21 protein-coding genes are annotated in these 24819 nt (G+C 48.3%); 11 read left to right on the top strand and 10 right to left on the bottom strand.

Annotated elements, in window-relative coordinates:
• Positions 1–4 precede the first annotated feature (4 nt).
• The 5 genes from QM717_RS03140 (at position 5) to accC (ending at position 3881) form a co-directional block, all read left to right on the top strand.
• Positions 5–544 (top strand): YceD family protein, encoded by a 540-nt coding sequence (locus tag QM717_RS03140; protein ID WP_415034744.1) that lies wholly within the window; start codon positions 5–7, stop codon positions 542–544.
• Between the two features lie 8 nt (positions 545–552).
• Entirely contained in the window at positions 553–750 is a 198-nt protein-coding gene (gene rpmF, locus QM717_RS03135; RefSeq protein ID WP_415034742.1) for a 50S ribosomal protein L32, read from the top strand.
• A gap of 165 nt (positions 751–915) precedes the next feature.
• A complete protein-coding gene (locus QM717_RS03130) occupies positions 916–1914 on the top strand; it encodes a beta-ketoacyl-ACP synthase III (protein WP_415034740.1) in 999 nt (332 codons plus the stop codon).
• A 22-nt stretch (positions 1915–1936) separates the two neighbouring features.
• The gene (gene accB, locus QM717_RS03125; RefSeq protein ID WP_415034738.1) at positions 1937–2422 is read left to right on the top strand and encodes an acetyl-CoA carboxylase biotin carboxyl carrier protein; all 486 of its coding nucleotides are present in this window, start codon (positions 1937–1939) and stop codon (positions 2420–2422) included.
• A gap of 112 nt (positions 2423–2534) precedes the next feature.
• Positions 2535–3881, top strand: a complete 1347-nt coding sequence (gene accC, locus QM717_RS03120; RefSeq protein WP_415034736.1) for an acetyl-CoA carboxylase biotin carboxylase subunit — start codon at positions 2535–2537, stop codon at positions 3879–3881.
• Positions 3882–3992: 111 nt separating this feature from the next.
• Here accC and QM717_RS03115 read toward each other — a convergent pair whose 3' ends face one another.
• Together QM717_RS03115 and QM717_RS03110 are read right to left on the bottom strand one after the other, a co-directional pair.
• On the bottom strand, positions 3993–5897 hold the full coding sequence (locus QM717_RS03115) for a S9 family peptidase (protein WP_415034734.1): 1905 nt from the start codon (positions 5895–5897) through the stop codon (positions 3993–3995).
• A gap of 139 nt (positions 5898–6036) precedes the next feature.
• Positions 6037–9243, bottom strand: coding sequence for a reprolysin-like metallopeptidase (locus QM717_RS03110; RefSeq protein ID WP_415034732.1), 3207 nt, complete (start codon positions 9241–9243; stop codon positions 6037–6039).
• Between the two features lie 242 nt (positions 9244–9485).
• Here QM717_RS03110 and QM717_RS03105 point away from each other — a divergent pair, with 242 nt between their 5' ends.
• Both QM717_RS03105 and mtgA read left to right on the top strand, forming a co-directional pair.
• Positions 9486–10598, top strand: a complete 1113-nt coding sequence (locus QM717_RS03105) for an NAD(P)/FAD-dependent oxidoreductase (RefSeq protein WP_415034730.1) — start codon at positions 9486–9488, stop codon at positions 10596–10598.
• Between the two features lie 3 nt (positions 10599–10601).
• Positions 10602–11279, top strand: a complete 678-nt coding sequence (mtgA, locus tag QM717_RS03100; protein WP_415034728.1) for a monofunctional biosynthetic peptidoglycan transglycosylase — start codon at positions 10602–10604, stop codon at positions 11277–11279.
• Between the two features lie 38 nt (positions 11280–11317).
• On the opposite strand, the gene QM717_RS03095 is transcribed toward mtgA, so the two are convergent.
• Positions 11318–11692 carry a DoxX protein gene (locus QM717_RS03095; RefSeq protein WP_415034726.1) on the bottom strand — a complete coding sequence of 125 codons (375 nt, stop codon included), beginning with the start codon at positions 11690–11692 and terminating at the stop codon, positions 11318–11320.
• Positions 11693–11872: 180 nt separating this feature from the next.
• On the opposite strand from QM717_RS03095, the gene QM717_RS03090 reads away from it, so the two are divergent.
• Positions 11873–12676, top strand: a complete 804-nt coding sequence (locus QM717_RS03090; RefSeq protein ID WP_415034724.1) for a TIGR00266 family protein — start codon at positions 11873–11875, stop codon at positions 12674–12676.
• 84 nt (positions 12677–12760) lie between these two features.
• On the opposite strand, the gene QM717_RS03085 is transcribed toward QM717_RS03090, so the two are convergent.
• Both QM717_RS03085 and QM717_RS03080 read right to left on the bottom strand, forming a co-directional pair.
• A complete protein-coding gene (locus QM717_RS03085) occupies positions 12761–14980 on the bottom strand; it encodes a TonB-dependent receptor (RefSeq protein WP_415034722.1) in 2220 nt (739 codons plus the stop codon).
• Positions 14981–15043: 63 nt separating this feature from the next.
• Positions 15044–15394, bottom strand: a complete 351-nt coding sequence (locus QM717_RS03080; protein ID WP_415034720.1) for a hypothetical protein — start codon at positions 15392–15394, stop codon at positions 15044–15046.
• 234 nt (positions 15395–15628) lie between these two features.
• On the opposite strand from QM717_RS03080, the gene QM717_RS03075 reads away from it, so the two are divergent.
• The gene (locus QM717_RS03075) at positions 15629–16147 is read left to right on the top strand and encodes a hypothetical protein (RefSeq protein WP_415034718.1); all 519 of its coding nucleotides are present in this window, start codon (positions 15629–15631) and stop codon (positions 16145–16147) included.
• Between the two features lie 66 nt (positions 16148–16213).
• Here QM717_RS03075 and QM717_RS03070 read toward each other — a convergent pair whose 3' ends face one another.
• The 4 genes from QM717_RS03070 to QM717_RS03055 all read right to left on the bottom strand — a co-directional run bounded on the left by QM717_RS03070 (position 16214) and on the right by QM717_RS03055 (position 20860).
• The gene (locus QM717_RS03070; RefSeq protein ID WP_415034716.1) at positions 16214–17200 is read right to left on the bottom strand and encodes an aspartate-semialdehyde dehydrogenase; all 987 of its coding nucleotides are present in this window, start codon (positions 17198–17200) and stop codon (positions 16214–16216) included.
• A gap of 132 nt (positions 17201–17332) precedes the next feature.
• Positions 17333–17716, bottom strand: a complete 384-nt coding sequence (mscL, locus tag QM717_RS03065; RefSeq protein ID WP_415034713.1) for a large conductance mechanosensitive channel protein MscL — start codon at positions 17714–17716, stop codon at positions 17333–17335.
• A 73-nt stretch (positions 17717–17789) separates the two neighbouring features.
• On the bottom strand, positions 17790–20234 hold the full coding sequence (locus QM717_RS03060) for a bifunctional UDP-N-acetylmuramoyl-tripeptide:D-alanyl-D-alanine ligase/alanine racemase (protein WP_415034711.1): 2445 nt from the start codon (positions 20232–20234) through the stop codon (positions 17790–17792).
• 2 nt (positions 20235–20236) lie between these two features.
• Entirely contained in the window at positions 20237–20860 is a 624-nt protein-coding gene (locus QM717_RS03055) for a thymidine kinase (protein ID WP_415034709.1), read from the bottom strand.
• A gap of 179 nt (positions 20861–21039) precedes the next feature.
• Here QM717_RS03055 and QM717_RS03050 point away from each other — a divergent pair, with 179 nt between their 5' ends.
• A complete protein-coding gene (locus QM717_RS03050; protein WP_415034708.1) occupies positions 21040–22215 on the top strand; it encodes a hypothetical protein in 1176 nt (391 codons plus the stop codon).
• Positions 22216–22297: 82 nt separating this feature from the next.
• On the top strand, positions 22298–23002 hold the full coding sequence (gene rsmI / locus QM717_RS03045) for a 16S rRNA (cytidine(1402)-2'-O)-methyltransferase (protein WP_415034706.1): 705 nt from the start codon (positions 22298–22300) through the stop codon (positions 23000–23002).
• Between the two features lie 119 nt (positions 23003–23121).
• Here rsmI and ade read toward each other — a convergent pair whose 3' ends face one another.
• Positions 23122–24741 carry an adenine deaminase gene (gene ade, locus QM717_RS03040; RefSeq protein WP_415034704.1) on the bottom strand — a complete coding sequence of 540 codons (1620 nt, stop codon included), beginning with the start codon at positions 24739–24741 and terminating at the stop codon, positions 23122–23124.
• Between the last annotated feature and the right edge of the window lie 78 nt (positions 24742–24819).

Genomic DNA, 24819 nt, shown 5'->3' with positions numbered 1-24819 from the left:
TGGTATGAAAGTAACGAATGAATTTTTAATTCCATTTGTGGGATTAAAACTGGGGAAACACCAATTTGATTATCAGGTTACTAAAGCGTTCTTTGATGACTTTGATTACGACGAATTTGAAAGCGCCGACATCAAAGTAAATGTAATTTTAGAGAAGAAAAGTACCATGCTCGAGCTGGCTTTCAAGCATTCCGGAACGGTTCACGTCCCTTGCGATTTGACCGGCGAGATGTTCGATTTGCCCGTAAAAGGGAAGATTAAACTGGTGGTGCAATTCGGTGAGGAATTCAACAACGACAATGAGGAGTTGCTGATTCTGCCGCACGGCGAACACCAGATTGATATCAAACAATATGTGTATGAATTGATCGCGTTGTCGATTCCGCTCAAAAAAGTACATCCGGGAATCAAGGACGGCACATTAAAATCGGCCGCGCTCGATAAGCTGAACGAATTGTCTGTCAAGGACCATAAAAAAGAAGAAAAACAAGAAGATACCGACCCGCGTTGGGACAAATTAAAGAATCTATTAACGGATAAATAAATAGTAAAATGGCACATCCTAAGAGAAAAGTCTCCAAAACCAGAAGAGATAAGAGAAGAACACATTACAAAGCTACTGTTGCTCAAATCGCAACTTGCCCGGTAACTGGAGAGGCGCATTTGTACCACAGAGCTTACTGGCACGAAGGTAAAATGTACTACAGAGGACAAGTGGTTATTGACAAAGCACCAGTTGCGCTTGCCTAATATTTCACGATAAACAAGACTCAAACTCTCACCGCGAAGTGGGAGTTTTTTGTTGTTTCTCATTTTTAATAAAAAGCTGTTCTAAACGGATTTAGTTTTAGAATTTTTTGTAAATTCCACCTCTTTAACCAAGCCCTCGGTTTGGGAAGGAAATAATAGAAAAATATGAATACAATCACAGCCGCAATCACCGCTGTTGGCGCGTATGTTCCTGATTTTGTGCTTTCTAACCAATTGCTCGAAACGATGGTCGATACGAATGACGAATGGATCACCACGCGCACCGGAATCAAAGAAAGAAGAATCCTCAAAGGCGACAAACTCGGAACGTCTTACCTCGCCATCAAGGCCGCCGAAAACCTCATTGAAAAAAGCGGCGTCAATCCTGCAGAAATTGATTTGGTTATCGTGGCGACAACAACTGCCGATATGCCAGTAGCTGCAACCGCCGTTTATGTGGCCACCCAAATTGGAGCCGTCAATGCTTTTGCCTACGACCTCCAGGCGGCCTGCTCCGGTTTCCTTTACGGAATGTCGACTGCCTCATCGTTTATCCAATCCGGAAAGTACAAGAAAGTACTGTTGATCGGTGCCGACAAAATGTCCTCGATCATTGATTATACCGACCGCGCCACGTGCATTATCTTTGGAGATGGCGCTGGCGCTGTTCTTTTTGAGCCCAATACCGACGGACTCGGACTCATCGATGAAATCCTGCGCAGCGATGGCATCGGGCGCGAATATTTGAAGATTGACGCAGGTGGATCAATCTTGCCGGCTTCGAAGGAAACCGTCGAAAACCGCCAGCACTATGTGTTCCAGGACGGAAAAACCGTGTTCAAATATGCCGTAACCGGAATGGCCGACGTGAGCGAGAAAATCATGCAGAAGAACAACCTGACCAAGGACGATGTCAACTGGCTCGTCGCGCACCAGGCCAACAAGCGCATCATCGATGCAACCGCCAGCAGAATGGAGCTCGAAGAAGACAAAGTACTCGTGAACATTGAGAAATATGGCAATACGACTTCGGCTACCTTGCCTTTGTTGTTGTCCGATTTCGAGCACAAACTCAAAAAAGGGGACAACCTCATTTTCGCGGCTTTCGGCGGCGGATTCACATGGGGTGCGATTTACCTCAAATGGGCTTACAACAAACAATAACTAAACTATAAAACAAATAATTATGGATTTAAAAGAAATTCAAAACCTGATTAAATTCGTTTCCAATACGGGTGTTGCTGAAGTGAAACTGGAAATGGACAACGTGAAGGTTACCATCCGTACGACTTTGGAAGGCAATACGCCAGAAATTACTTATGTACAGCAGGCTCCTGCACAACAGGCTTTGCCACAGGCCGCTGCGCCCGTTGCCGCTGCTCCAGCCGCCGCACCTGCTGCTCCAGCCGCCGCTGCCGACGATAATTCAAAATATGTGACCATCAAGTCGCCGATCATCGGAACGTTCTACAGAAAACCGGCCCCAGACAAACCCATGTTTGTAGAAGTAGGAAGCACTGTTGCCAAAGGCGATGTGTTGTGTGTCATCGAAGCGATGAAACTTTTCAACGAAATCGAATCGGAAGTGTCCGGAAAAATCGTCAAGATTTTGGTAGACGATTCGTCACCGGTAGAATTCGACCAACCATTGTTCTTGGTAGATCCATCTTAATAGAAATTTAGATGTTAGATTTTAGATTTCAGAATTTTGATGCATTGCATCGATTTCGGATTTCCAGAATTATCTAATTTTCAAAATTGTCTAATTTTCTAATTCAACAAAGATGTTTAAAAAAGTATTAATCGCAAATAGGGGCGAAATCGCGTTGCGTGTCATCAGGACCTGCCGCGAAATGGGCATCAAGACGGTCGCGGTCTACTCGACTGCCGATGCCGAAAGCCTCCACGTCAAGTTTGCCGACGAGGCCGTTTGTATCGGGCCGCCGCCGAGCAACCTGTCTTACCTCAAAATGTCCAACATCATCGCTGCGGCCGAAATCACCAATGCCGACGCGATCCACCCGGGTTACGGATTCTTGTCTGAAAATGCCAAATTCTCTAAAATCTGCCAGGAGCACGGCATCAAATTCATCGGTGCCTCGCCTGAAATGATTGAGAAAATGGGAGACAAGGCCACTGCCAAAGCCACCATGAAAGCCGCAGGCGTACCTTGCGTACCTGGTTCAGACGGAATCTTGGAATCGTTCGAACAAGCCGAGAAAATCGCCAAAGACATGGGCTATCCGGTCATGCTTAAGGCAACTGCCGGTGGTGGTGGAAAAGGAATGCGCGCCGTCTGGAAAGCCGACGAATTGCTCAAGGCTTGGGAAAGCGCACGTATGGAAGCCGGAGCCGCTTTCGGAAACGACGGGATGTACATGGAAAAACTGATCGAAGAACCACGCCACATCGAAATTCAAGTCGTGGGTGATTCTTACGGAAAAGCCTGTCATTTGTCGGAACGCGACTGTTCGGTGCAACGCCGTCACCAGAAATTGACCGAAGAAACGCCATCGCCATTCATGACCGATGAGCTCAGAAATAAAATGGGTGAAGCCGCTGTAAAAGCTGCCGAATACATCAAATATGAAGGTGCCGGAACCGTAGAATTTTTGGTCGACAAGCACCGCAATTTCTACTTCATGGAAATGAACACGCGTATCCAGGTCGAACACCCGATTACCGAGCAGGTCATCGATTACGACTTGATCCGCGAACAAATCCTTGTGGCTGCCGGAATTCCGATTTCAGGGAAGAACTATTTCCCGAACCTGCATTCAATTGAATGCCGCATCAACGCCGAGGATCCATATAACGATTTCCGTCCGTCACCGGGCAAAATCACGACCCTGCACGCACCGGGCGGCCACGGAATCCGTCTCGATACGCACGTTTATGCAGGCTATACCATTCCACCGAACTACGACTCGATGATCGCCAAATTGATCACCACCGCGCAAACCCGTGAGGAAGCGATCAGCAAAATGAAGCGCGCACTCGACGAATTCGTGATCGAAGGCATCAAGACCACGATCCCTTTCCACCGTCAATTGATGGACGAACCGGATTACGTCGCCGGAAACTACACCACGAAATTCATGGAAAGTTTCAAGATGCACGACCCGCAATAATACAAATCCCGACTTCAGGTCGGGATTTTTTTTGCATTTATCAAATGGCCACGAATTCACGAATTGTTATAATAATTCGTGAATTCGTGGCCAATATCTTTATTCTTGTCGTTACAATGTTTCCTGCAACCATTTGAAAAATTCACGCTGCCAAACGATTGCGTTCTGCGGTTTCAATACCCAGTGGTTTTCCTCCGGGAAATACAGCAAACGGCTTTTGATGCCGCGCAACTGCGCTGCCTGGAAGGCTTCTTGCCCTTGTCCGATCGGTACGCGGAAATCCTTGCCGCCCTGGATGATCAGAATCGGGGTGTTCCATTTGTCAATGTTGTTGATCGGGTTGAATTCATTGTAGGCTTTCTGCGCGTCGGCATTGTCCTTTTCCCAGTACGCGCCGCCGTGGTCCCAGTTGTTGAAGAAAATCTCCTCGGTGGTGCCGTACATGCTCTTGAGGTTGAAAACCCCATCGTGCGAGATAAACGACTTGAATCTATTGTTGTGGATGCCGGCCAGGTAAAACACCGAATAACCGCCAAAACTTGGGCCTACGCAACCCAAACGCGATTTATCGACATAGGCTTCCTTCGAAACGTCATCGATTGCTGAAAGATAATCGCGCATGACTTGCCCGCCCCAATCTTTGCTGATCGACGCATTCCACTCGACACCATGACCCGGCATTCCGCGGCGGTTCGGCGCCACGACGATATAACCCTGTGCGGCCATCAATTGGAAATTCCAACGGAACGAATACATCTGCGTCAGTGGCGATTGCGGTCCGCCTTGGCAATACAATAAGGTCGGGTATTTTTTGGCGGGGTCGAAATTGGGAGGCAAGATGACCCAAACGAGCATTTTTTTGCCATCGGTGGTGGTCACGTAACGTCTTTCGGTTTTGCTCAAAGCCAAAGTCTTGTAGATGGATTCGTTGGCGTTGGTCAATTGTTTCCAGGTGTTTTTCTTCAAATCATAGTTGTACAAGTCAGGAGCATGGTTCATGTCATTGCGTGCCACAACAATTGAATTGGCTGAAAATCCGACAAGGTCGACCACATCAAATTCCCCTTTGGTCACTTGCTTGACGGTAACCGCGATTTTGGTCAATCCGGGGAAATTCACCTCAAACAATTGCTTGGTGCCATCGACTGCCGCGATGAAATACACTTTCTTGCCATCGGGCGCCCACTTGAAACGGTCGACGGTGCCGTCCCAACCCGCAGTCAGGTTGATGTTGCTTCCTTTGAAGCTGACGATGATGTCGTTTTTGTCGGCCTCGTAACCATCGCGTTTCATCTGCAGCCAGCTCAAATCGCCCGAAGGGGACAATTGCGGCGCGACATCGTAACCCAAATTCGATTCGGTGCGGTTGATGGTTCTTCCAGATTCGAGGAGGTATTCGTAAATGTCGGTATTGGTACTGATGGCATAAGCGGTGCCGGCTTTTTTCTTGCACACATACAGGATGCTTTTGCCATCGGCCGACCAGATGTAATCGGCGTCGTCGCCAAAAGGTTTCTGCGGGGAATCGAACGTTTCGCCTTTCATGATGTCGGTTCCTTTGGCGCCTTCCTTGTTTTCCTTGTAAAAAACGTGGTTGAATTTGCCTTCGTTCCAGGTGTCCCAATGGCGGTAATCCAGGCCGTTGTAGATTTGCACCTCCGATTTTTTGAGTTCGGGATAAAAGTCTTTTCCAAGGACATTTTCGAGTTTGACTTCTTCACTGTACACCAAATATTTTCCATCGACGGAAACATTCTTGTCGTTGAGCAACGATTTGTAATCGCTTACTTCAACGGCATTGCCGCCGGTTACGGGTACCGTAAAATATTTCGAAGTCGACTTGTTGTCTTCCACCGAAGGCGTGGAGACTTTGTAAACGACATTTTTTCCGTCTTTGGAAATGCCGAGACCGGTCACGCGGCCGAGTTTCCAAAGCAATTCGGGTGTCATGGCGTTTTGGGCATAGGCAGCGGGAATGCTCATGGTCAGTAAGGTTAAGAACAAAATTCTTTTCATAATCGATTGTAATTTTTGAATGCTAAAAGTAGTCAATTCGGGAAAAATTCGGGTCAACGCAAAGGAATTTTTTCGAATCGGCTGCAACAAAAAAGCCATCCCGTTAAGAGATGGCTTTTGCTTTTTGGAAAGCGATTCTTTATTGTTTGATAAAACGCTTCACATCCGATTGGCCGTTCGCAGTCACTTCGAGCAAATAAGTTCCCGCTTGGACGTTCGAAACCGGAACCGTGCCGTTTTCTACTTTTCCTTTCGAAACTTCCTGCCCGAGCATGTTCACAATGCGGAAAGAACCTGCGTCAACATTTGAAACATTGATTACATCTCCTTTTACCGGGTTTGGATACAGGCTGATGTTGAGCTTGGCGGTGTTTTCAATCGTTTCTTCCATTTCTCTGGCGGCAGATACGATGTTGACGGTGTAATCCTCCACTTGTCCGTAGGTAAACGATCCGCAAGCTGATGGAACGGCATTGTAACGCATCGATACGCGCATACGGGTCGCTCCCAAAGCAGCCGTGGCCGGAATCGTAAAGCTTCCCGAAACTGGCGTGGTGGTCGTAGCCGATCTTGTGTAAACGGTTTCACCCGAATCCGTGAAATCGCCATCCTGGTTGTAATCGATGAATACCGCATAGCCTTCGCTGTATACCGTACCGGTCCAGGTTGGCGTAATGGTGATCGTGTTCGAGGTGCCGCGCGTCACATTGGTGGACAGAGCGGTAAAATTCTCGTATCCGGCTGTTCCGGTAGACGGATTATTGATCGTCCCGAAAACCACCCTGCCGATGCGTTCGTCATTGGTATTGGTCGCCGCCGAAGTACAGTAAGTCAGTGTCACGCTTCCGGTGGTTACGTTCACTGTATTGCTTTGTGCCGATGAATTGCCTGCTGCATCTTTGGCTATCACGTAGAAAGAATAGGCGGTGGCTGCGGTCAATCCGGTTACGGCATAAGAAGTCGATGCCGTGTTGGCTTTGAATGCACCATTTTGGTACACGTCATATCCGGTCACTGCTACGTTGTCGGTAGAAGCAGTCCAAGACAAATTGGTGGTCGTTGTCGTTGTTCCTGAAGCAGCCAGATTGGTCGGAGTTGACGGCGCGGTTGTGTCCGGAGCCGGAGCAAGTGTGGTCACATTGACCGTATTGCTGTTGGCCGAAGCATTACCCGCTGCATCTTTGGCTCTTACATAGAAACTGTACGCCGTAGAGGCAGTCAATCCGGTTACGGCATACGAAGTCGAAGCAGTATTGGCTTTGAATACACCATTTTGATACACGTCATAGCCCGTCACGCCTACGTTATCGGTAGAAGCGGTCCAAGACAAGTTGGTCGTGGTTTGGGTCGTTCCCGAAGCCGCCAAGTTGGTCGGGGCCGAAGGCGCTACGGTATCGGTTGAACCGGCCGTGATCGTAAAGTTGGTGTTGGATACGTCAAAGAAAATATGGTTGGTCCCTTTGACCATGATGCGGTTTTGGGTGCCGGCTACATTCGGAATCGTCACGGCTTGCGTACCGTCGTTTGGCGTAGCGGCCAACAACATATTCCAGGTGTTGCCACCGTCGTGCGAAATCAAGATGTCTACATTGGCACAGTTAACACCATTGGCTGTAGTTCCTGCCACAGCCCAAGTGATGGTTTGTGAGCTTCCGCCTACGTAAGAAACGGCGGTGTTAGGAGAACTTACCGAGAAGGGTCCAGCGGTTCCGTTGACGGTCACGATCATATCGTCACTGTTGTTTCCTGAACCTCCGGCGCGGTTGTCGCGAACGGTGAAACGGAAGTTCATCGTACGCGCTACCGAAGGAATCGCTTCCACAACCAATTCAGAACCCGAAGTGGTGGTGGCACCGGCCAAAACCGATTGCATTCTTGGGAAATAGCGTGTCGGGGAAGTCGTTGGTGTATACGAACGGAACATGACGCCAGTTGTTTTGGTCGCGCTCGGATTCGCGGTAGAAGTCTGGGAGTCGAATTGTTCCCAGCAATAGGTCAACGCATCGCCATTGGCATCTGTTCCTGAACCCGTTAGCATAAAAGGTGTGCTTTTCGGAATCGTGTAATCGGCACCCGCGGCGGCAGTCGGGATTGAATTTCCTGTAGCCGTATTGGTTTGACAGGTTTTGTTCTTGATGTTGTTGGTCACCTGTTGGATGCTCACGGCATGAAAATAGGCATCAGAGTGCGGCTGCACATCTTTCGAGGTAATCCCGGCATAGCCCATGATCGTTGAGCCGGAACCGGGTTCCATTTGAACGCCGGTACCTTCGTTGCTGTGGCTGAAGGTATGGTTCGCGCCAAACTGGTGGCCCAATTCGTGCGCCACATAATCGATATCGAAGTTGTCTCCCGATGGGATGCCGTCGGCAGGCGAAGTAAATCCGCTTCCTTTTTGGTTGGCCACGCAAACGCAACCGATGCAGCCGGCATTTCCGCCACCGCCCGATGCGCCAAACAAGTGTCCGACGTCATAATTGGCATTGCCGATTACGCTGGTCAAGGTATTTTGCAGTTCCGAATTCCACGCGCCGCCTGCCCCAGAAGAAGCACTCGAATACGGATCGGAAGAAGCGCTCGTGTAAATCACCGCGTCATTGTTGGCGATCAGCACCATGCGTACGGCAAAATCTTTCTCGAAAACCCCGTTCACACGTGTCATCGTATTGTTGATCGCCGCGAGCGCGAGTGCTTTCGTACCGCCGAAATAGGCAGTGTATTCTCCGGTTACCGACATCGCCAAACGGAACGTGCGCAAAGTCGCATCATCGGCATTCGGTCTTGCAGTAAGCGCTTCGCCGCTGATGGCCGCATCGGCCACACGGCATTCGAAACTGCCCATGGCAGCCGATTTGTCCGATTTTCTGTAAACGGCGTACGCGCTTAGATCGGTCGTGTACGGTTCGATGAATTCGGCCGACTGGTCGCCACGGATGACCATGGTCTGTAGTCCCAATGGCGAAATGCTCAAATAAATGGTTGAGGCGGCGTCATCGACACTTTGTCCGATATAAGACTTGATTTCGGGATAACGCGCTGCGAGTTCCGGGTCCATGTTCGATGATTCCTTGATGCGGAAATTTTCCATGCCGCCACTGGCATTCGGGAACGAAACGATCACGCCCGATTTTGCGGCTGTGCCGAAACGACTCGGGGCCTGCAGAAGCTGTTGTTTCAGCGTCGTGGCATCGAGCTCGAATAATCTGGGATTGTTAATGTTGGTTTTGTTGGCGACGACTACTGCCTGTGGTTTTTGGGCAGTGTTTTTCCAAATGGTCTTTCCCGATTGGGCAAAGGAAAAACCTGTGATTGCGAACAGCGCAATCGTGAGTAACCTGTTTTTCATAATTTGGGATGGTATTAGTTAGAATTAGTGAGCCAAATATAGAATTTAATCCAAATAATAATTCAATATTTAAAGAAAATAATTAACAAATCGACAAAATGCATGTTTCGTTATTGGGATATGTGTATAAATTGTATGTTTATTCTGATTTTTGTTCAATTTAAAACCAAACCAAATAAGCCGGATAAAAATTTTTCTGATTCTAACCTGAAACCGTTATTTTTATGCAAATTTTGCGCCTCATGGAATTGAGTTTTTGGGAACGGAAAAATTGGTTTGCCGAAGTCGACTATACGATAGTGGGCAGCGGAATTGTCGGCCTGCACGCTGCCTTGCGTCTGCGCGAACGGTTCCCGCAAAGCAAAATCCTCGTGCTCGAAAAAGGGATGCTCCCGCAAGGTGCCAGTACGAAGAATGCGGGTTTTGCCTGTTTCGGCAGCATTTCTGAAATCATTGACGATTTGCACACGCATTCCGAGGAAGAAGTCATCGAGCTCATCCAGAAGCGCTGGCAAGGTTTGCAGATGCTCAGGAAAAAATTGGGCGACAGCGTCATTGATTTTCGTCCCTATGGCGGCTATGAATTGTTTCTCAAAGAAGATGAATTGGGTTACCGGGAATGTTTGGCCAAAATCCCATTCATCAACGAAATCCTCAAACCCTTGTTCAAATCGGATGTATTTATCAAGGAGTTCGACCGTTTCGGGTTCCATGGCATCCACGAATACCTGGTGTTCAACCCGTTTGAGGCGCAAATCGATACCGGAAACATGATGCAGGCATTGCTGAAATTGGCTGTTTCCGAAAACATTTTGATTTTAAACCGCCAAGCTGTCACGGCCTTCACCGAAAAAACATCGGGAGTGGAAGTCGCTTTGGGTGATTTTTCCTTTACGACCCAAAAATTATTGTTTACGACCAACGGTTTTGCTTCCCAATTGACCAACGGCAGTGTGAAGCCCGCACGTGCCCAGGTTTTGATTACCGAACCGATTCCGGGTTTGGACATCAAGGGTACATTCCATCTGGACAAGGGCTATTATTATTTCCGCAATTTCGAAGACCGGATTCTGTTCGGCGGCGGCCGCAACCTCGATTTCGAAGGCGAAACAACCACCGAGTTCGGACAAACGGCACTCATCCAAAACCAGCTCGAGCAGTTGCTGCGCGAAGTCATCCTGCCCGGGCGCGAGTTCCAAATCGAACACCGTTGGAGCGGCATTATGGGTATGGGCGCGAGCAAAAAACCGATAGTAGAACAAATTTCACAACACGTATATTGCGGCGTGCGGCTCGGCGGAATGGGTGTGGCCATCGGCAGCCTGATCGGGACCGAACTCGCCGATTTGATTTAAATTATGGTAAAAAAGATATTTCGCATATTCAAGAAAACGGTGCTGTGGTTTCTAGCGCTCTCGGTCTTTTTGGTGATTGTGTTCCGCTTCGTGCCGGTTTTCTACACGCCGCTGATGACCATCCGTGCGGTCGAAAACCTGTTTGATGGCAAGGATATGGTGTGCAGCCATGACTGGGAGCCCATCGAGAATCTTTCGGTCAACTTGCAGAAAGCGGCCATTGCGGGCGAAGACGCGACTTTCCTCAAACACCACGGCTTCGATTTCGACGCGATCGAAAAAGCGATGAAAAGCAACGAAAAAGGTAAAAAACTGCGCGGCGGCAGTACCATTTCACAGCAAACCGCCAAAAACGTGTTCCTGTGGCAGGGCCGCAGTTGGTTGCGCAAGGGACTCGAAACCTGGTTCACCATCCTGATTGAAGTCTTTTGGAGCAAGGAGCGCATCATGGAAGTGTACCTGAACAGCATCGAAATGGGCGACGGCGTTTACGGGGCCGAAGCCGCCTCAAAATACTGGTACCGCAAAAGCGCCAAGAACCTGACCAAACGCGAAGCCGCCGGAATCGTGGCCATATTACCGAATCCGCGCAAATTCAAGGCGACCAATTCCTCGGCTTACATCAACCGCAAGAAAGGCAGGATCCAGGCCGGAATGGCTTCGGTAAAATTGGATTATTAAAAAACGCTTCCATTCCTGAAAGCGTTGGGTCTTTGAATTCAATTGAACAACGGCGCATACAACCGCCAGTGCTTGTAAATCAAGATGATATTGAGCGTCAATACCAGTACCGCGACCCAAATCCCGGGAACGCCGAAACAGGCATGGTACAACAAAATGTTGAGCGAAATCGGGGCGAGCAAAATGATCCCGAATGGCACCCACTGCTTGCACAACAACATCGCGCCGATGCACACTTCCACCACACCCAGCATCGGGAAAATATAGCCTGAAGCACCCAGGGTGTTGATGAAATCTCCCGCAGAACCGGACGGCGGCGGCATCGGAATGAAATGCAAAAACTTGTTGCTTCCGAATACAACAAGGATGATTCCCAACAGGATTCTGACGATCATTGTAAATTTCGAATTCATATCAAAAGTTTTATTAGTTAGCGGATTTTTCAAAGTTGTTTCTAAATTACTAAAATATCCGAAACAAAAAACATAAAATTTTGAACATCTGTATTTTAACGCAAACAAAGCATAACTGCAATTGACCCGTACGTTTTTTTCAGATACATTTACGCATCACTAATCTTAAAAACGAAAATCATGCAGGCACACGAAATTGATTACCACATTTACGGCGAAGAAATGCAATACGTCGAAATCGAACTCGATCCGCAGGAAGTCGTCATCGCCGAAGCGGGCAGTTTCATGATGATGGAAAACGGCATCCAGATGGAAACCATTTTTGGCGACGGGTCCCAGCAGCAACAGAGTGGCTTGTTCGGCAAATTGCTTTCGGCCGGAAAGCGTGTCCTCACAGGCGAGAGTCTTTTCATGACGGCCTATTTGAACCAAAACGCAGGCAAAAGCAAAGTGTGTTTCGCCTCGCCTTATCCCGGCAAAATCATCCCAATCGATTTGCGCGAATTCCAGGGCAAATTCATCTGCCAAAAGGACGCGTTCCTGTGCGCGGCCAAAGGCGTTTCGGTGGGCATCGAATTCTCGAGGAAACTCGGGCGTGGCTTGTTCGGCGGTGAAGGTTTCATTATGCAGAAAGTCGAAGGCGACGGTATGGCGTTCGTGCATTCGGGCGGTACCTTGGCCAAACGCGATCTCGCTCCGGGCGAAGTCTTGAAAGTCGATACCGGTTGCATCGTCGGATTCACCAAGGACGTCGATTATGACATCGAATTCATCGGCGGGATCAAAAATTCACTGTTCGGCGGTGAAGGTTTGTTCTTTGCGACCTTGCGCGGACCGGGAACGGTTTACATCCAGTCGCTTCCGTTCAGTAGATTGGCCGACCGCATTATTGCCTCGGCTCCTAAAAACGGCGGAAGCAGCCGTGAAGAAGGCAGTTTGCTCGGCGGGCTTGGGAATTTGCTCGACGGCGACAACCGTTTTTAATACGCAACAAGGCAGGAATAGAAAGCCACGAATTCACGAATTTTAATACTATAATTTGTGATTCGTGGCTTATCAATTTTGCAACTATATATTAAAATTCAATCCAAAAATGACATTTCTCCCTATATTCGGAATCCCGTCGTTTTTGAGACGCGACAAATGCGCAATATAAGTTTTGTCGAATAGGTTGTTGCCGCTCAGGCTGACTTCAAAGGCCGTTTTCCCGAGGACGATTTTTCCACCAAACCCAGCGTTGACCAACGTATATCCGTCAGATTCGGTTTCAAAACCGCTCACGTTTTTCTGGTCGAAAGTCGTAGAGACATTCAATCGCGCGTAACCGTTTTCGAGCCATTTCCTGATCTTGAATTCGGTGCGTAGCGTATTGTTCCAATTGTTGGCCGGAACCAGCGGCAAATAATCACTCCCGACGCTTCGGGATCTTTTTTCTCCGGTCACGGTCTCGAAGCTGCTCTCCAAATGCAGCCAATCGAGCGGATGCGGGTGGAAATGGATGCCGGCCTCGCCGCCGTACAATTTGGCATTGTCCTGCGTGTAGGTGAAGACGTCATTTTCGTCAAGGACTTCACCCGTCGGCATCGCATAAATGTAGTGGCTGATGTGGTTGTAAAATCCGTTGACGAAAAACTCGAAATGCTCCGAATCGTATTCGAAATTCAAATCGGTTTGGAAATTCTGCTCGGTTTTTAAATTGCCGTTCCCGATTTCGTAGCGGTTGGTGCCTTCATGGACGCCGTTGGAAGTGAGCTCGGCCAAGTTCGGTGCACGGAAACCCGAAGCCAAATTGAGGCGCATCGTAAAGTTTTTGGCCAGATCGGTTTTGTAACCCAATGAGGCGTTGAAACTGTCGAACGATTTGTCGATGGCCTGAAAGTAACCTTCTTCGCCCAGAATGCCGTGTTCCTCACTCGAGATCTTGCGGTTGTCGTAACGGATTCCGGCCTGCAATACATTCGATTTCCATTGGTAATTGGCTGTTCCGAAAACCCCGAAATCATCGGTCGTTGCATCGGGAATCAAAAATTCCTCGCCCGAGTTCTTGTTTTCCTGGTGCATGCCTTGGATGCCGGCAATGATTTCAAACTGGCCGAATTTCGGGAAATGGTATTTCAAATCGTAATTGAGCGTGCTGAGTTTCATGTGCAGGGCCGCAGTGGAGCTGTCCTCGAATTCGCTGCGGTCGTTCAAAATGTAACCGATATCGGCGTCGAGCGTGGAATTCCCAAAAAAGAAATTGTTGTGCCAACTCAAAATATGGTTGTCAACGGCCTGCCGTGGCAGCATGGTCTTGCGGTCTTCGGATTGTTCGGCGATGCCTTCTTCGGGAATGCCGAGGTCGAGTCGGTTGAAGTTGTAGCGCAACACGGTCGAAAAAGACGCATTGCTGTAACCGATTGCCGACTTCAAATCGCCTTCATTGTAGCGTGTATTGGTCACGCGCTCGCCCTCGGGCACTTCATAATCGGCATGTGTGGCATAAGCGCCGCGGACGAGGAATTTCCAGTTTTCCGTCGAGGCTTTCAAACCCAAACCCGAGCCGCTGCCGAGTGTATTCGAGAACAACCTTTGGCTGAAATCGCCTTTGAATGTATTGGCCTCGGCGAATTTTTCGGGATTGAAATACAGCACGCCGCCCAAGGCATCCGAACCATATAAAAGCGAAGCTGGGCCTTTGATGACCTCGACGCTCTCGATGCCTGAGTCGTTGAGACCGAGTCCGTGTTCGTCGCCAAATTGTTGGTTTTCGAGCCGCACGCCTTGCGAATAGACCAAAACGCGATTGCCGCTCAAACCGCGGATAACGGGTTTGCCGATCGAGGCGCCGGTTGAAACCTGCGCAACGCCCGGAATCGTGGCCAAGCCTTCGACCAAGGTCGGTACGCCCTTTTGCCGGATCGATTTGAGGTTTTCGCGTTCGACTTTCATGACATTCTGCGATTGGAGTTTGCTGAAGGCGGTCGAAACAATGACTTCGTCCATCTGGTGCATGTTTTCTTGCATTGCGAAATCAAGGACGGTCTCGGAGTTTGATACCGTTATGGTTTTATTTTCAGTCGAAAAACCGATGTAGGAAAAGATAATATTGATTTTTCCGTTGGGAAGGTTGTTCAGGACATATTTTCCGTTGGCATCGGTGGTGGTGCCTTTGTGTAAATCGGGGGCGTAAACGGATACGCCCGTAAGCGGTTGGTTGTTGTTGTCGGTGATGGTACCCGACAGTTTGTTCTGGCCATAGATCATAGCCGAAAACCCTAGTAATAGGGCCAGTATTGTATTTTTCATGGAGTTGATTTTATAGTGATAGCCAATGGCTCCCGATCAAAAAACCGGGAAACCCAAAAAAGTCTAGACTATAAAAAAGGGCGGGCCGCGCAGCGCATACGAACTGCCTGAAAAGGCGGTAGGCGTTTCGGGAACGGTAAAGAAATAAGGGATGGTTTTGTACGGCGCAAAGAAAGAAAATTCAAAAATCTGCGGCGCAACAAAATTGCTGAAACTGAATTCGCACGAATAACAATGGTCAAAATTGTGGTGTTGGTGCGTGATCTGGTCCTTGCCGGTGGCGTGCGAATGTTCGCACTTGTGCTCGGTAAATTCGGCCACGATGTGCTCGAACGAATGCACCGATTGGAACAGTATCGAGGACAATACCGCAAACAGTAGCGAAAGATTGAGCAAGGCGAATTTTTTCTTCATTGCTACAAATGTACTTCTGTAAATGTTAAAAATACCTTAACACTTTGTGAAAACATTTTAAATCATAGATTTGTAGGAATTCACAAACAAAACAAAACAAACATGAAAAAATTATTTTTACTGGCTTTGCCTTTTATTTTATTTTCCTGCAGCTCTGATGACAGCGGGGATTCGACTCAAGTAGTTGTTCCAGTTCCGACCAACACGGAACCATACTCTTATGTACGAGGTGGTATGAATGGAACTGCGTTTGATTACACCTTTAAGCTCAACGATTTTACAAGCCAAACAACCTACACGGCGATCACCAGTATTTCAGGAGGGGGAACTATCACCAGCGGATCGTTTTCGTATGGCGGTATGTTTTCGCCAATAGGCAACTTCAACAAGTTCATTTATGTCTCTTTCGACAACATGTACAATGGCAACGATGAAGACGAAACCGAGCATTTCCATGAAACAATGACTACGTTACCGACCAACTACATCACTTTTGCTCAAGACGATGCCTTCGTCAAAGGCGTAGACATTGGGTACACCATATCTGAAGGGCTTACTTATACCTCTATGGGAGGAAGCCAAACCGGCAGCACCTTTACGATCACCAGTGTCGCTGAAGGTATGGATGGCCCTTACCCAATCAAGACGGTTACCGGAACATTTAGCTGTAAACTATACAATCAAGACAACGCCGCCGATGTAATTAACGTCACCAACGGAACATACAAAATCGTCATGACCGATAATCATTGATTCGATCAAACCAATAAAAAAAGAGCGTCATTTTAGGCGCTCTTTTTATTTTGGATCAATTTCTTTTTATACGAGATGGTTCGCCACTAAATATTCGGCGATTTGAACTGCATTGGTGGCAGCGCCTTTTCTGAGATTATCTGCCACAATCCACATATTCAAAGTGTTCGGCTGGCTTTCGTCGCGGCGGATACGGCCCACGAACACATCGTCTTTGCCTTCGGCATACATCGGCATCGGATACGTGAAAGTGTCGATGTTGTCCTGTACGGTAATGCCCGGGGTTTCGTGTAAAATTTTGCGGATGTCGTTCACGTCAAAGTCATGCTCAAACTCGATATTGACCGATTCGCTGTGTCCGCCCACGACCGGAATCCTGACCGTAGTCGAGGTCACCGCGATGTTCTTGTCGAGGATTTTATGCGTTTCGCGTACCATTTTCATTTCTTCCTTGGTGTAGCCGTTTTCCTCGAACACATCGATTTGCGGGATGACGTTTCTATGGATCGGATATTTGTAGGCCATTTCACCCTGAACGCCGGCGTATTCGTTTTCAAGCTGGCGAACCGCCTTAACGCCTGTTCCGGTCACCGACTGGTAGGTCGAGACCACGACGCGCTTGATGTTGTATTTTTTGTGCAATGGAGCCAAAGCCAAGACCATCTGGATGGTCGAGCAATTTGGGTTGGCGATGATTTTATCCGATTGGGTCAATTCTGAAGCGTTAATTTCGGGAACGACGAGTTTTTTGGTCTGGTCCATGCGCCAGGCCGAAGAATTGTCGATTACCGTGGTCCCTGCGGCAGCAAAAACCGGGGCCCATTCCAAAGAAGTGCTTCCGCCCGCCGAAAAAATCGCAATCTGCGGCTGTTTGTCGACGGCTTCCTGCATGCCCACAATCTTGTATTTGTCGCCCTTGTATTCGATTTCCTTACCGATCGATTTTTCCGAAGCGACCGGGATCAATTCGGTAATCGGGAAATTCCTTTCGGCCAACACTTTGAGCATGACTTCGCCTACCATTCCGGTAGCGCCAACAACAGCAACTTTCATCAGATATGATTTTTAAATTATGCTGCAAAAGTATAGAGAAATTCGGTTGGTTCGTCAAACTTTAAGAAAAGAAAAACCGCCCAAGGGTGCGGGCGGTTAAATGAGACATTGAATATGTAATGTAACGGTACTTTACCTGTTTTTGAGCGCATCGCGGATTTCCATGAGCAACTTTTCCTCGTTGGTCGGTGCGGGCGGTGCGGCTGGCGCTGCTTCCTCTTTCTTTCTCATGCTGTTGACGCCTTTGACCATCAGGAAAATCACAAAAGCGATAACCAGGAAGCTGATGACGGCAGCCAAAAATTTTCCGTACAGAATACCTCCATCGGTCTTTAAATCTGCGAGATTTTCGACATGAGCCGCTTTAAGTGCCGGATTCAATATGGCCGGTGTGATCACATCTGCGACCAACGAAGTGACGATAGCGCTAAAAGCACCTCCGATGATAACCCCTACCGCCAAATCCATGACGTTGCCTTTGGCAATAAACTCTTTAAATTCTGACATCATTCCCATAATAAAATAGTGTTAGATTAGAAATTGGTTTTACAGTCAATCTAAAGTAGTTAAAATTTTAACACGTTTGTCATTATTCCCTGTAAAAAACGCGTTTGACGCGTTGGGAGATGCTGGTCAGGATTTCATAGGGAATCGTACCGAGTTTTTCGGCCATGTAAATCACAGTCGGGCTTTCGCCGAAAATGGTCACCGGATCGCCTTCCTTGCACTTGATTTCGGTCGCATCGACCATGAGCATGTCCATGCACACGCTGCCCAAAATCGGTGCTTTTTTACCGTTGATGGTCACAAACCCGACGCCGTTGCCCCAATGGCGTGAAATGCCGTCGGCGTAACCGATGGGAATCGTCGCGACTTTGGTCGGCTGCTCGGCCATGAACCGCCGTCCATAACCCACGGAATCGCCTGCCGGAATCGTACGCAGTTGCGAAATGATCGATTTTAAGGTGCCGACGTTTTCGAGGAATTTCTGTTCTTCGGAATCATTCGAAATGCCATACAATCCGATGCCGAGACGAACCATGTCGTATTGGGCTTCGGCGAAATTCTCGATTCCTGAGGTATTCAGAATGTGGCGAATCGGTTTGATTTTTAAATCCGAAATTATTTTAGAAGACAGTTTTTCGAACAATGCAATCTGCGACAACGCAAAATCCTTGTGCTGCAAATCGTCGCTCGTGGCCATGTGCGATAAAATGCTCTTGACCTTGACCGATGCGTTCGATTTGAGCGTAAAAATCAGTTCTTCGATGTTGTTTTCCTGGAATCCCAAACGGTGCATGCCTGTGTCGAGCTTGATGTGGATCGGGTAACCTTCGAGTTTTTTCTGTTCGGCAATCTTGATAAAGGCGTTGAGTCCTTTGATGCTGTAGATTTCAGGCTCCAATCCGTGTTGGATGATCGCCGCAAAACTCGTATTCTCAGGATTCAAAACCATAATCGGCAAAGCAATACCGGCATTTTTGAGTGCGATGCCTTCATCGGCAAAAGCCACGCCGAGGTAATCGGTTTTGTGGTGTTCGAGCAATTTAGCGATTTCAAATCCGCCGTTTCCATAGCCGAACGCCTTGACCATGACCATCAATTTGGTTTTGGGCTTGAGTTTCGAGCGGTAATAGTTGAGGTTATGGCTGATTGCGTTGAGGTTGATTTCAAGCACCGTCTCGTGGGTCTTTTCCTCTAGCAATGACACAATTTCTTCAAAACGGAAATCGCGCGCGCCCTTGATCAGGATGGTTTCGTTGCCGAAAGACAAAGTGTCGAACGCCGCCACAAAATCCTTGGTGCTCTTAAACGCGACGCAATTGAGGAACTTTTTCTTGAACTCCGAAATCGTCTCGCCCACCACAATCATGCGGTTGATTTTATTCGAAATGACGAGTTCGGAAACTTTGCTATATAATTCTTCGTTCGACAACCCCGATTGATAAATATCCGATAAAATGAGCGTTTTCTTTTTGTAATGCTTTTGGTTTTCGAGGAAATCGAGCGCAATTTTCAAGGATTGGTAATCCGAGCTGTAACTGTCGTCGATGATGGTCGAATTGTTGATGCCGTTCTTGACTTTGAGCCGCATTTCGACCGGAAACAACAAACTCATGCGGTCCTCGATGGTTTTGGCGTCGTAGTTGAAATACAGCATCACCATCATGCATTGGATCGCATTCTCGACCGAGGCGTCGTCCTGGAACGGAACCTTGATTTCGAATTCGTCCGAACCGCGTTTGACCTTCATCAAGGTTTTGTCGACCACGAGTTTTTTGATGATAAACACATCGGCTTCTTCGTGTTTGCAACTCCACGTAAACGTGCGCACGCCTTGCGTCAGGAACGCTTCAATCGTTTTATTTTTATGGCAGATCAGTACTTCCGAATGTGCGAAAAGCTTGAGTTTCTGCTTTATTTTTTCGCCGATATTGGCAAAGCCTTCATCATGCGCCGAACCGATGTTGGTCAGCAAACCAATCGTCGGACGGATGATGCGCTCCAATTTTTCCATCTCATTGACCGTAGAAATCCCGGCCTCGAAAATCCCGAGGTTGTGTTTTTCGTTGATCGACATGACCGAAAGCGGCACGCCAACTTGCGAATTGTAACTTTTTGGGCTTCGGATGATGTTGTAATCGGGACTCAACAAAAAATTGAGCCATTCCTTGACGATCGTTTTGCCGTTGCTGCCCGTAATCCCGATGATCGGAAAATGGAATTGGTTGCGGTAAAACGCCGCGAATTGCTGCAAGGCCGTCAGCGTATTGTCGACGATCAGGAAATTGGCCTGGCCGCGCACCTCGTCGGGGATGTACGTGACGACAAAATTGACGACGCCCGTATCGATGAGCTCGCCGATGTAATTGTGCGCGTCGTTATTGGGTCCCGAAAGCGCAAAAAACAACGTGGTTACGCCATTCTGCAATGAACGGCTGTCGATCGAGATGTGGTCAATCGGCATCGCGTCGGATTCGCCGAACCATTTGGCATGGAGGACCGGAATAATATTTTTGAGGGATAAAGCCAAAATCAGTCTTCTTTGGAGTCCTTGTTTACTTCGATGTCCTGTGCCGATTGGCTCCACATCGCGTTGAAATAAGCCGCGCGGCTCAAGGGTTCGTATTCTTCGGTTTCGCCCAAAAGCACGAGGCTGTCGTTATCGGCTTTGCGGAAACTGTAGTTGGCCAGGTTGCCCGTTCGCGTACACACGGCGTGGACTTTGGTCACGTATTCGGCGGTCGCCATCAGTGCCGGCATCGGCCCAAACGGGTTGCCCTTGAAATCCATATCGAGTCCGGCGACGATCACGCGGATGCCTTGGTTGGCCAAATCGTTGCAGATTTTGACGATCTCGTCATCGAAAAACTGCGCCTCGTCGATGCCGACGACATCGCAACCCTGGGCCAGGATCGAGATATTGGCAGCGGCTGGAACCGGGGTCGAGCGAATCTCGTTCGAATCGTGCGACACGACCATTTCGTCGTGGTAACGCGTGTCAATGGCGGGCTTGAAAATTTCGACTTTCTGCTTGGCGAATTGCGCGCGTTTGAGTCGGCGGATCAATTCCTCGGTCTTCCCCGAAAACATCGAACCGCAGATGACTTCAATCCACCCAAATTGTTCTTTATGATTTACTGTATTTTCGAGAAACATTTCGTAATTTTCAGCCTGAAAACAGGATTGGTTTATTTTGTTTGAAGCAAATAAAAATTTTCTATTTTTACATCGTTTCAAAAGTAGAAAAATTTTCCAAATACGGTAACTTCGCCGCATTTAATTCCGAAATTTAAAGTTTACGAAACACGCCCTTACTTACTATAAATTTGAAAGTCATGAAAAAGAAGCTCGAAGCCGAACTGATCAGCATTGCGCACAGGATTTTACAGATGAAGAACAAATCCGATCTGGTCCAGTTGCATCAGGAAACCCAGAAATTATACGAGAAATTGTCTGTTCTGCGTTTTGTGGAGGAGCATTTTTCACAGGCCAGACCTACCATCGGGCAGGCCGAAATCGAAGACCAACTCGCGCAGATTTTTGACCAAGAAGTTCCGGCCCAAATAAAAGAAGAAGCGGTAGTCGAGGCCCCTCAAGTCGAAGCGATCAAAGACATCCTTTCCGGAATCAGCGAAAAGGCGAGCCAGCAACAGGAGCAAGTCGAAGCAGTTCTTGAAAAGGAAGAACAGGCGGTAGCCGAAGAACATGAAACCGTTGAGGCAGAAGGAGTCCAACCCGACGAAACAGAAGCGCCTCAAGAAAGCCAGGAAGCGCCTGTAGAAGAACCAATGGCAGCCGAAACAGCAATCACTCCCGAACCGGAAGCAGTGACCGGGACCGTTGCCGAAACGGAACCAGAATCCCAACCCGAAACGCCCAAGGAAGATTTATTCAAACCCGCATTCGAATGGGGATTCGAAGCCAAGAAAGAGGAGCCGGTAGCAGAAGAACCGAAAATCACGCCGGCGCAAATCTCTTTCGACGACCTGCTCGGACAGGATTACGTGGATCCGGTTTTCGTGAAACCCGAAGAAATGGAAACCCCGATGCCGACTTCCGATGCCACGCCAGCGTCGACACCGGAACAGTCCGATGATGAAAAGCACGCCGCGGAACTCGCAGAATCGAACCGTCGTTTGGCCGATCTCAGGGAAGCCGCCAACCGACCGCTTTCTGAAATCAACGAACCCAAGCAGAATGTAATTCCGATTACCCGGAACTTTGCCGATACCTCGAATGTGATCCCGATTGCCAAGGGCGAAAACCTGAACGACCGCGTGTCGAAAGGCATCACGATCGGACTCAACGACCGCATCGCGTTCATGAAGCATTTGTTCAACAACTCGAGCGAGGATTACAACCGCGTGTTGTCGCAGCTCATCACGATCGATACGCTTGACGAAGCCCGGAATTTCATCGATACGATGGTCAAGCCAGACTACAACAATTGGGAAGGCAAGGACGAATACGAACAGCGTTTCATGGAAATCGTCGAGAAGAAATTTTCGTAAAAATAGCATACAATAGAAGGCCACGAATTCACGAATTATTTGCTTTACAATTCGGGAATTCGTGGCTTTAAAATTTTAGACCATGGGCAAACTTTTTATCGTTCCGACACCAATCGGCAACCTCGAAGACATGACGTTCCGCGCAATCCGTGTGCTTCAGGAAGCCGACCTCATTTTGGCCGAAGACACACGTACCAGCGGCAAACTGCTCAAGCATTTCGAGATCGCCACGCACATGCACAGCCACCACATGCACAACGAGCACAAGACGGTGGAAAACCTGATTTCGCGTCTCAAAACCGGGGAAACGATTGCGCTCATTTCCGATGCTGGAACACCCGCGATTTCCGATCCGGGTTTTTTGCTCACGCGCGCCTGTGTCGAAAACGGAATCGATGTAGAGTGTCTGCCTGGGGCGACGGCTTTTGTGCCGGCTTTGGTCAATTCGGGATTGCCCAATGACCGTTTTGTATTCGAAGGATTTTTGCCCGAAAAGAAAGGCCGACAGACGCGATTTTTGGCGTTGGCCGAAGAAACCCGCACTATGATTTTTTATGTTTCGCCCCACAAATTGGTCAAGACATTGGTCGAGTTCGTACAATATTTTGGGGAAGACCGACCGGTTTGTGTCTGCCGCGAATTGTCGAAATTGCACGAGGAAAACGCGCGCGGAACGGCTGCAGAAGTGCGCAAACATTTTGAAGCGAAAGCGCCGAAAGGGGAAATTGTGGTGGTCGTTGGTGGAAAATTAGACAAGAAAGAGTCAAGAGCCAAGAACCAAGACTGATGTTTTTGGCTGGGGCGTTACGGCGGCAAGACGCTATTTCATCAAACCAAAATTTTGTGCCACCGTCGGGCTGTACGCGCTACACGGTAGCTTGCTGCCATCCCTAACGCAAACCTGAATCAAACGGACAAATCCACAAACTGAAAAGATTTTCCGCTAAACAATCCTTTATCGGATAACTTCAAATCGGGAATCACGAGCAACGCCATAAACGACAACGTCATAAAAGGCGCTTTCAGCGGGCTTCCTAAATTTTTTGCCATCGCGTCGATTTCCTGGTACAAACGTCCGGTTTCCCATCCATCTTTATCCGAAATGATTCCGGCGACGGGCAATCCCAAAACTTTCGACTGCTGGCCATCGACCGCACAAATTCCACCGCGGTTTTGGATAACCAAATTGACCGCTTTGCAGATTTCTTCGTCCGAAGTGCCAACCACGACAATATTATGGCAATCGTGCGCGACCGACGAAGCAATCGCACCACGTTTCAATCCGAAATTTTTGATGAAGGCCACAGCGGTAGGTGCATCTTGGTAGCGGTTGACGACGGCCATTTTGAGGATGTCGTTTTCTACATCTGAGACCAAATGTCCGTTTTCGGTTTTTGCGGGACAATGGATTTCATTCGTGATGAGTTGGCCTTCCAAGGCTTCGATGACGCGAATTTTTTGGGCAGAAGAAGGTACTGTAAAATCGACGATTGTCTTTTCGGAAATATTAAAATTGTTTGGCGTTTCGAATGCAACCGATTCGACAAAAGACTGGCCATTTTCCGCGACCAGTTTGCCATCGATGTAAGTTTGCAAAACTTTGAAATCGGTCAAATCCTCCACGACGATAAAATCGGCGGGATCGTTTTCCCGAAGCAAACCGACGTTCATGTTGTAATGTTTGACCGGGTTGATGCAGGCCGCCTGCAGTACTTTAAATACGTCAATCCCTTTGGCGACGGCACGTTGGCACAGTTGGTTGAGGTGTCCCACAATCAAATCATCGGGATGCTTGTCATCGGAACAGAACATCATGTTCTCGAAATGTTCGGGCAGTAAACCGATGAGCGCCTCGAAGTTTTTGGCCGCGCTGCCTTCGCGCACAATCACTTTCATGCCGAGCGATAATTTCTCGGCGGCTTCTTCGTACGTAAAACATTCGTGGTCGGTCGTAATTCCTGCCGAAATGTATTTCTGTAAATCTTGGCCACGGACACCGGGAGCATGGCCATCGACGGGTTTGTTGAAATGCTTCGCCCACTGGATTTTTTTCAACACTTCGGCATCGTCGAAAATCACGCCGGGGTAATTCATCATTTCGGCCAGGTAATAAATGTCGGGCGAAGCGAGCAAATCTTTAATCCCATTTGAATCGATGACCGCGCCGGCCGTTTCGAACGAAGTCGCCGGAACACAGGACGGTGCGCCAAAATGGAATTTGAGCGGGACTTTTTGGCCATTTTCAATCATGTAAAAAACGCCGTCAGAACCCAAAACATTGGCAATTTCATGCGGGTCGGATATGGTTGCGACCGTACCATGAACCACCGCCAATCGGGCAAATTCAGAAGGCACGAGCATCGAACTTTCGATGTGGATGTGCGCATCGATGAAGCCGGGAAGGATAAAGTTTTTATTCGCATGTTGCTTTTCAACGATCGAAATGATTTTTCCGTTTTCGACCGTAATTTCACCCGAATAGAGGCGTCGGTTCTCGATGTCTACGATTTGTCCCTGGATTTGCATAAGCTCAAATTTTAGGAAGGCAAGAAACAAAATTTCTGTCCCATTTTTTGCTACATTTGAAAAAGATTTTCACTCGAT

Origin of the sequence: Flavobacterium sp. (assembly GCF_047602195.1) — a bacterium.
GTDB lineage: Bacteria > Bacteroidota > Bacteroidia > Flavobacteriales > Flavobacteriaceae > Flavobacterium.
The sequence above is the reverse complement of the archived record's forward strand: the minus strand, read 5'-3'. Positions and strand labels throughout refer to the sequence as shown.

Excerpts from the sequence above, each read along its gene's own strand:
- QM717_RS03140 (WP_415034744.1), top strand. The coding sequence starts at position 5 with ATGAAAGTAACGAATGAATTTTTAATTCCATTTGTGGGATTAAAACTG.
- QM717_RS03095 (WP_415034726.1), bottom strand. The coding sequence starts at position 11,692 with ATGAATTCGAAATTTACAATGATCGTCAGAATCCTGTTGGGAATCATC.
- rpmF (WP_415034742.1), top strand. The coding sequence starts at position 553 with ATGGCACATCCTAAGAGAAAAGTCTCCAAAACCAGAAGAGATAAGAGA.
- mscL (WP_415034713.1), bottom strand. The coding sequence starts at position 17,716 with ATGGGAATGATGTCAGAATTTAAAGAGTTTATTGCCAAAGGCAACGTC.
- QM717_RS03115 (WP_415034734.1), bottom strand. The coding sequence starts at position 5,897 with ATGAAAAGAATTTTGTTCTTAACCTTACTGACCATGAGCATTCCCGCT.
- QM717_RS03105 (WP_415034730.1), top strand. The coding sequence starts at position 9,486 with ATGGAATTGAGTTTTTGGGAACGGAAAAATTGGTTTGCCGAAGTCGAC.
- QM717_RS03075 (WP_415034718.1), top strand. The coding sequence starts at position 15,629 with ATGAATGGAACTGCGTTTGATTACACCTTTAAGCTCAACGATTTTACA.
- accC (WP_415034736.1), top strand. The coding sequence starts at position 2,535 with ATGTTTAAAAAAGTATTAATCGCAAATAGGGGCGAAATCGCGTTGCGT.
- accB (WP_415034738.1), top strand. The coding sequence starts at position 1,937 with ATGGATTTAAAAGAAATTCAAAACCTGATTAAATTCGTTTCCAATACG.
- QM717_RS03090 (WP_415034724.1), top strand. The coding sequence starts at position 11,873 with ATGCAGGCACACGAAATTGATTACCACATTTACGGCGAAGAAATGCAA.
- QM717_RS03050 (WP_415034708.1), top strand. The coding sequence starts at position 21,040 with ATGAAAAAGAAGCTCGAAGCCGAACTGATCAGCATTGCGCACAGGATT.
- QM717_RS03130 (WP_415034740.1), top strand. The coding sequence starts at position 916 with ATGAATACAATCACAGCCGCAATCACCGCTGTTGGCGCGTATGTTCCT.
- mtgA (WP_415034728.1), top strand. The coding sequence starts at position 10,602 with ATGGTAAAAAAGATATTTCGCATATTCAAGAAAACGGTGCTGTGGTTT.
- QM717_RS03080 (WP_415034720.1), bottom strand. The coding sequence starts at position 15,394 with ATGAAGAAAAAATTCGCCTTGCTCAATCTTTCGCTACTGTTTGCGGTA.
- QM717_RS03085 (WP_415034722.1), bottom strand. The coding sequence starts at position 14,980 with ATGAAAAATACAATACTGGCCCTATTACTAGGGTTTTCGGCTATGATC.
- QM717_RS03110 (WP_415034732.1), bottom strand. The coding sequence starts at position 9,243 with ATGAAAAACAGGTTACTCACGATTGCGCTGTTCGCAATCACAGGTTTT.
- QM717_RS03055 (WP_415034709.1), bottom strand. The coding sequence starts at position 20,860 with ATGTTTCTCGAAAATACAGTAAATCATAAAGAACAATTTGGGTGGATT.
- rsmI (WP_415034706.1), top strand. The coding sequence starts at position 22,298 with ATGGGCAAACTTTTTATCGTTCCGACACCAATCGGCAACCTCGAAGAC.
- QM717_RS03070 (WP_415034716.1), bottom strand. The coding sequence starts at position 17,200 with ATGAAAGTTGCTGTTGTTGGCGCTACCGGAATGGTAGGCGAAGTCATG.
- ade (WP_415034704.1), bottom strand. The coding sequence starts at position 24,741 with ATGCAAATCCAGGGACAAATCGTAGACATCGAGAACCGACGCCTCTAT.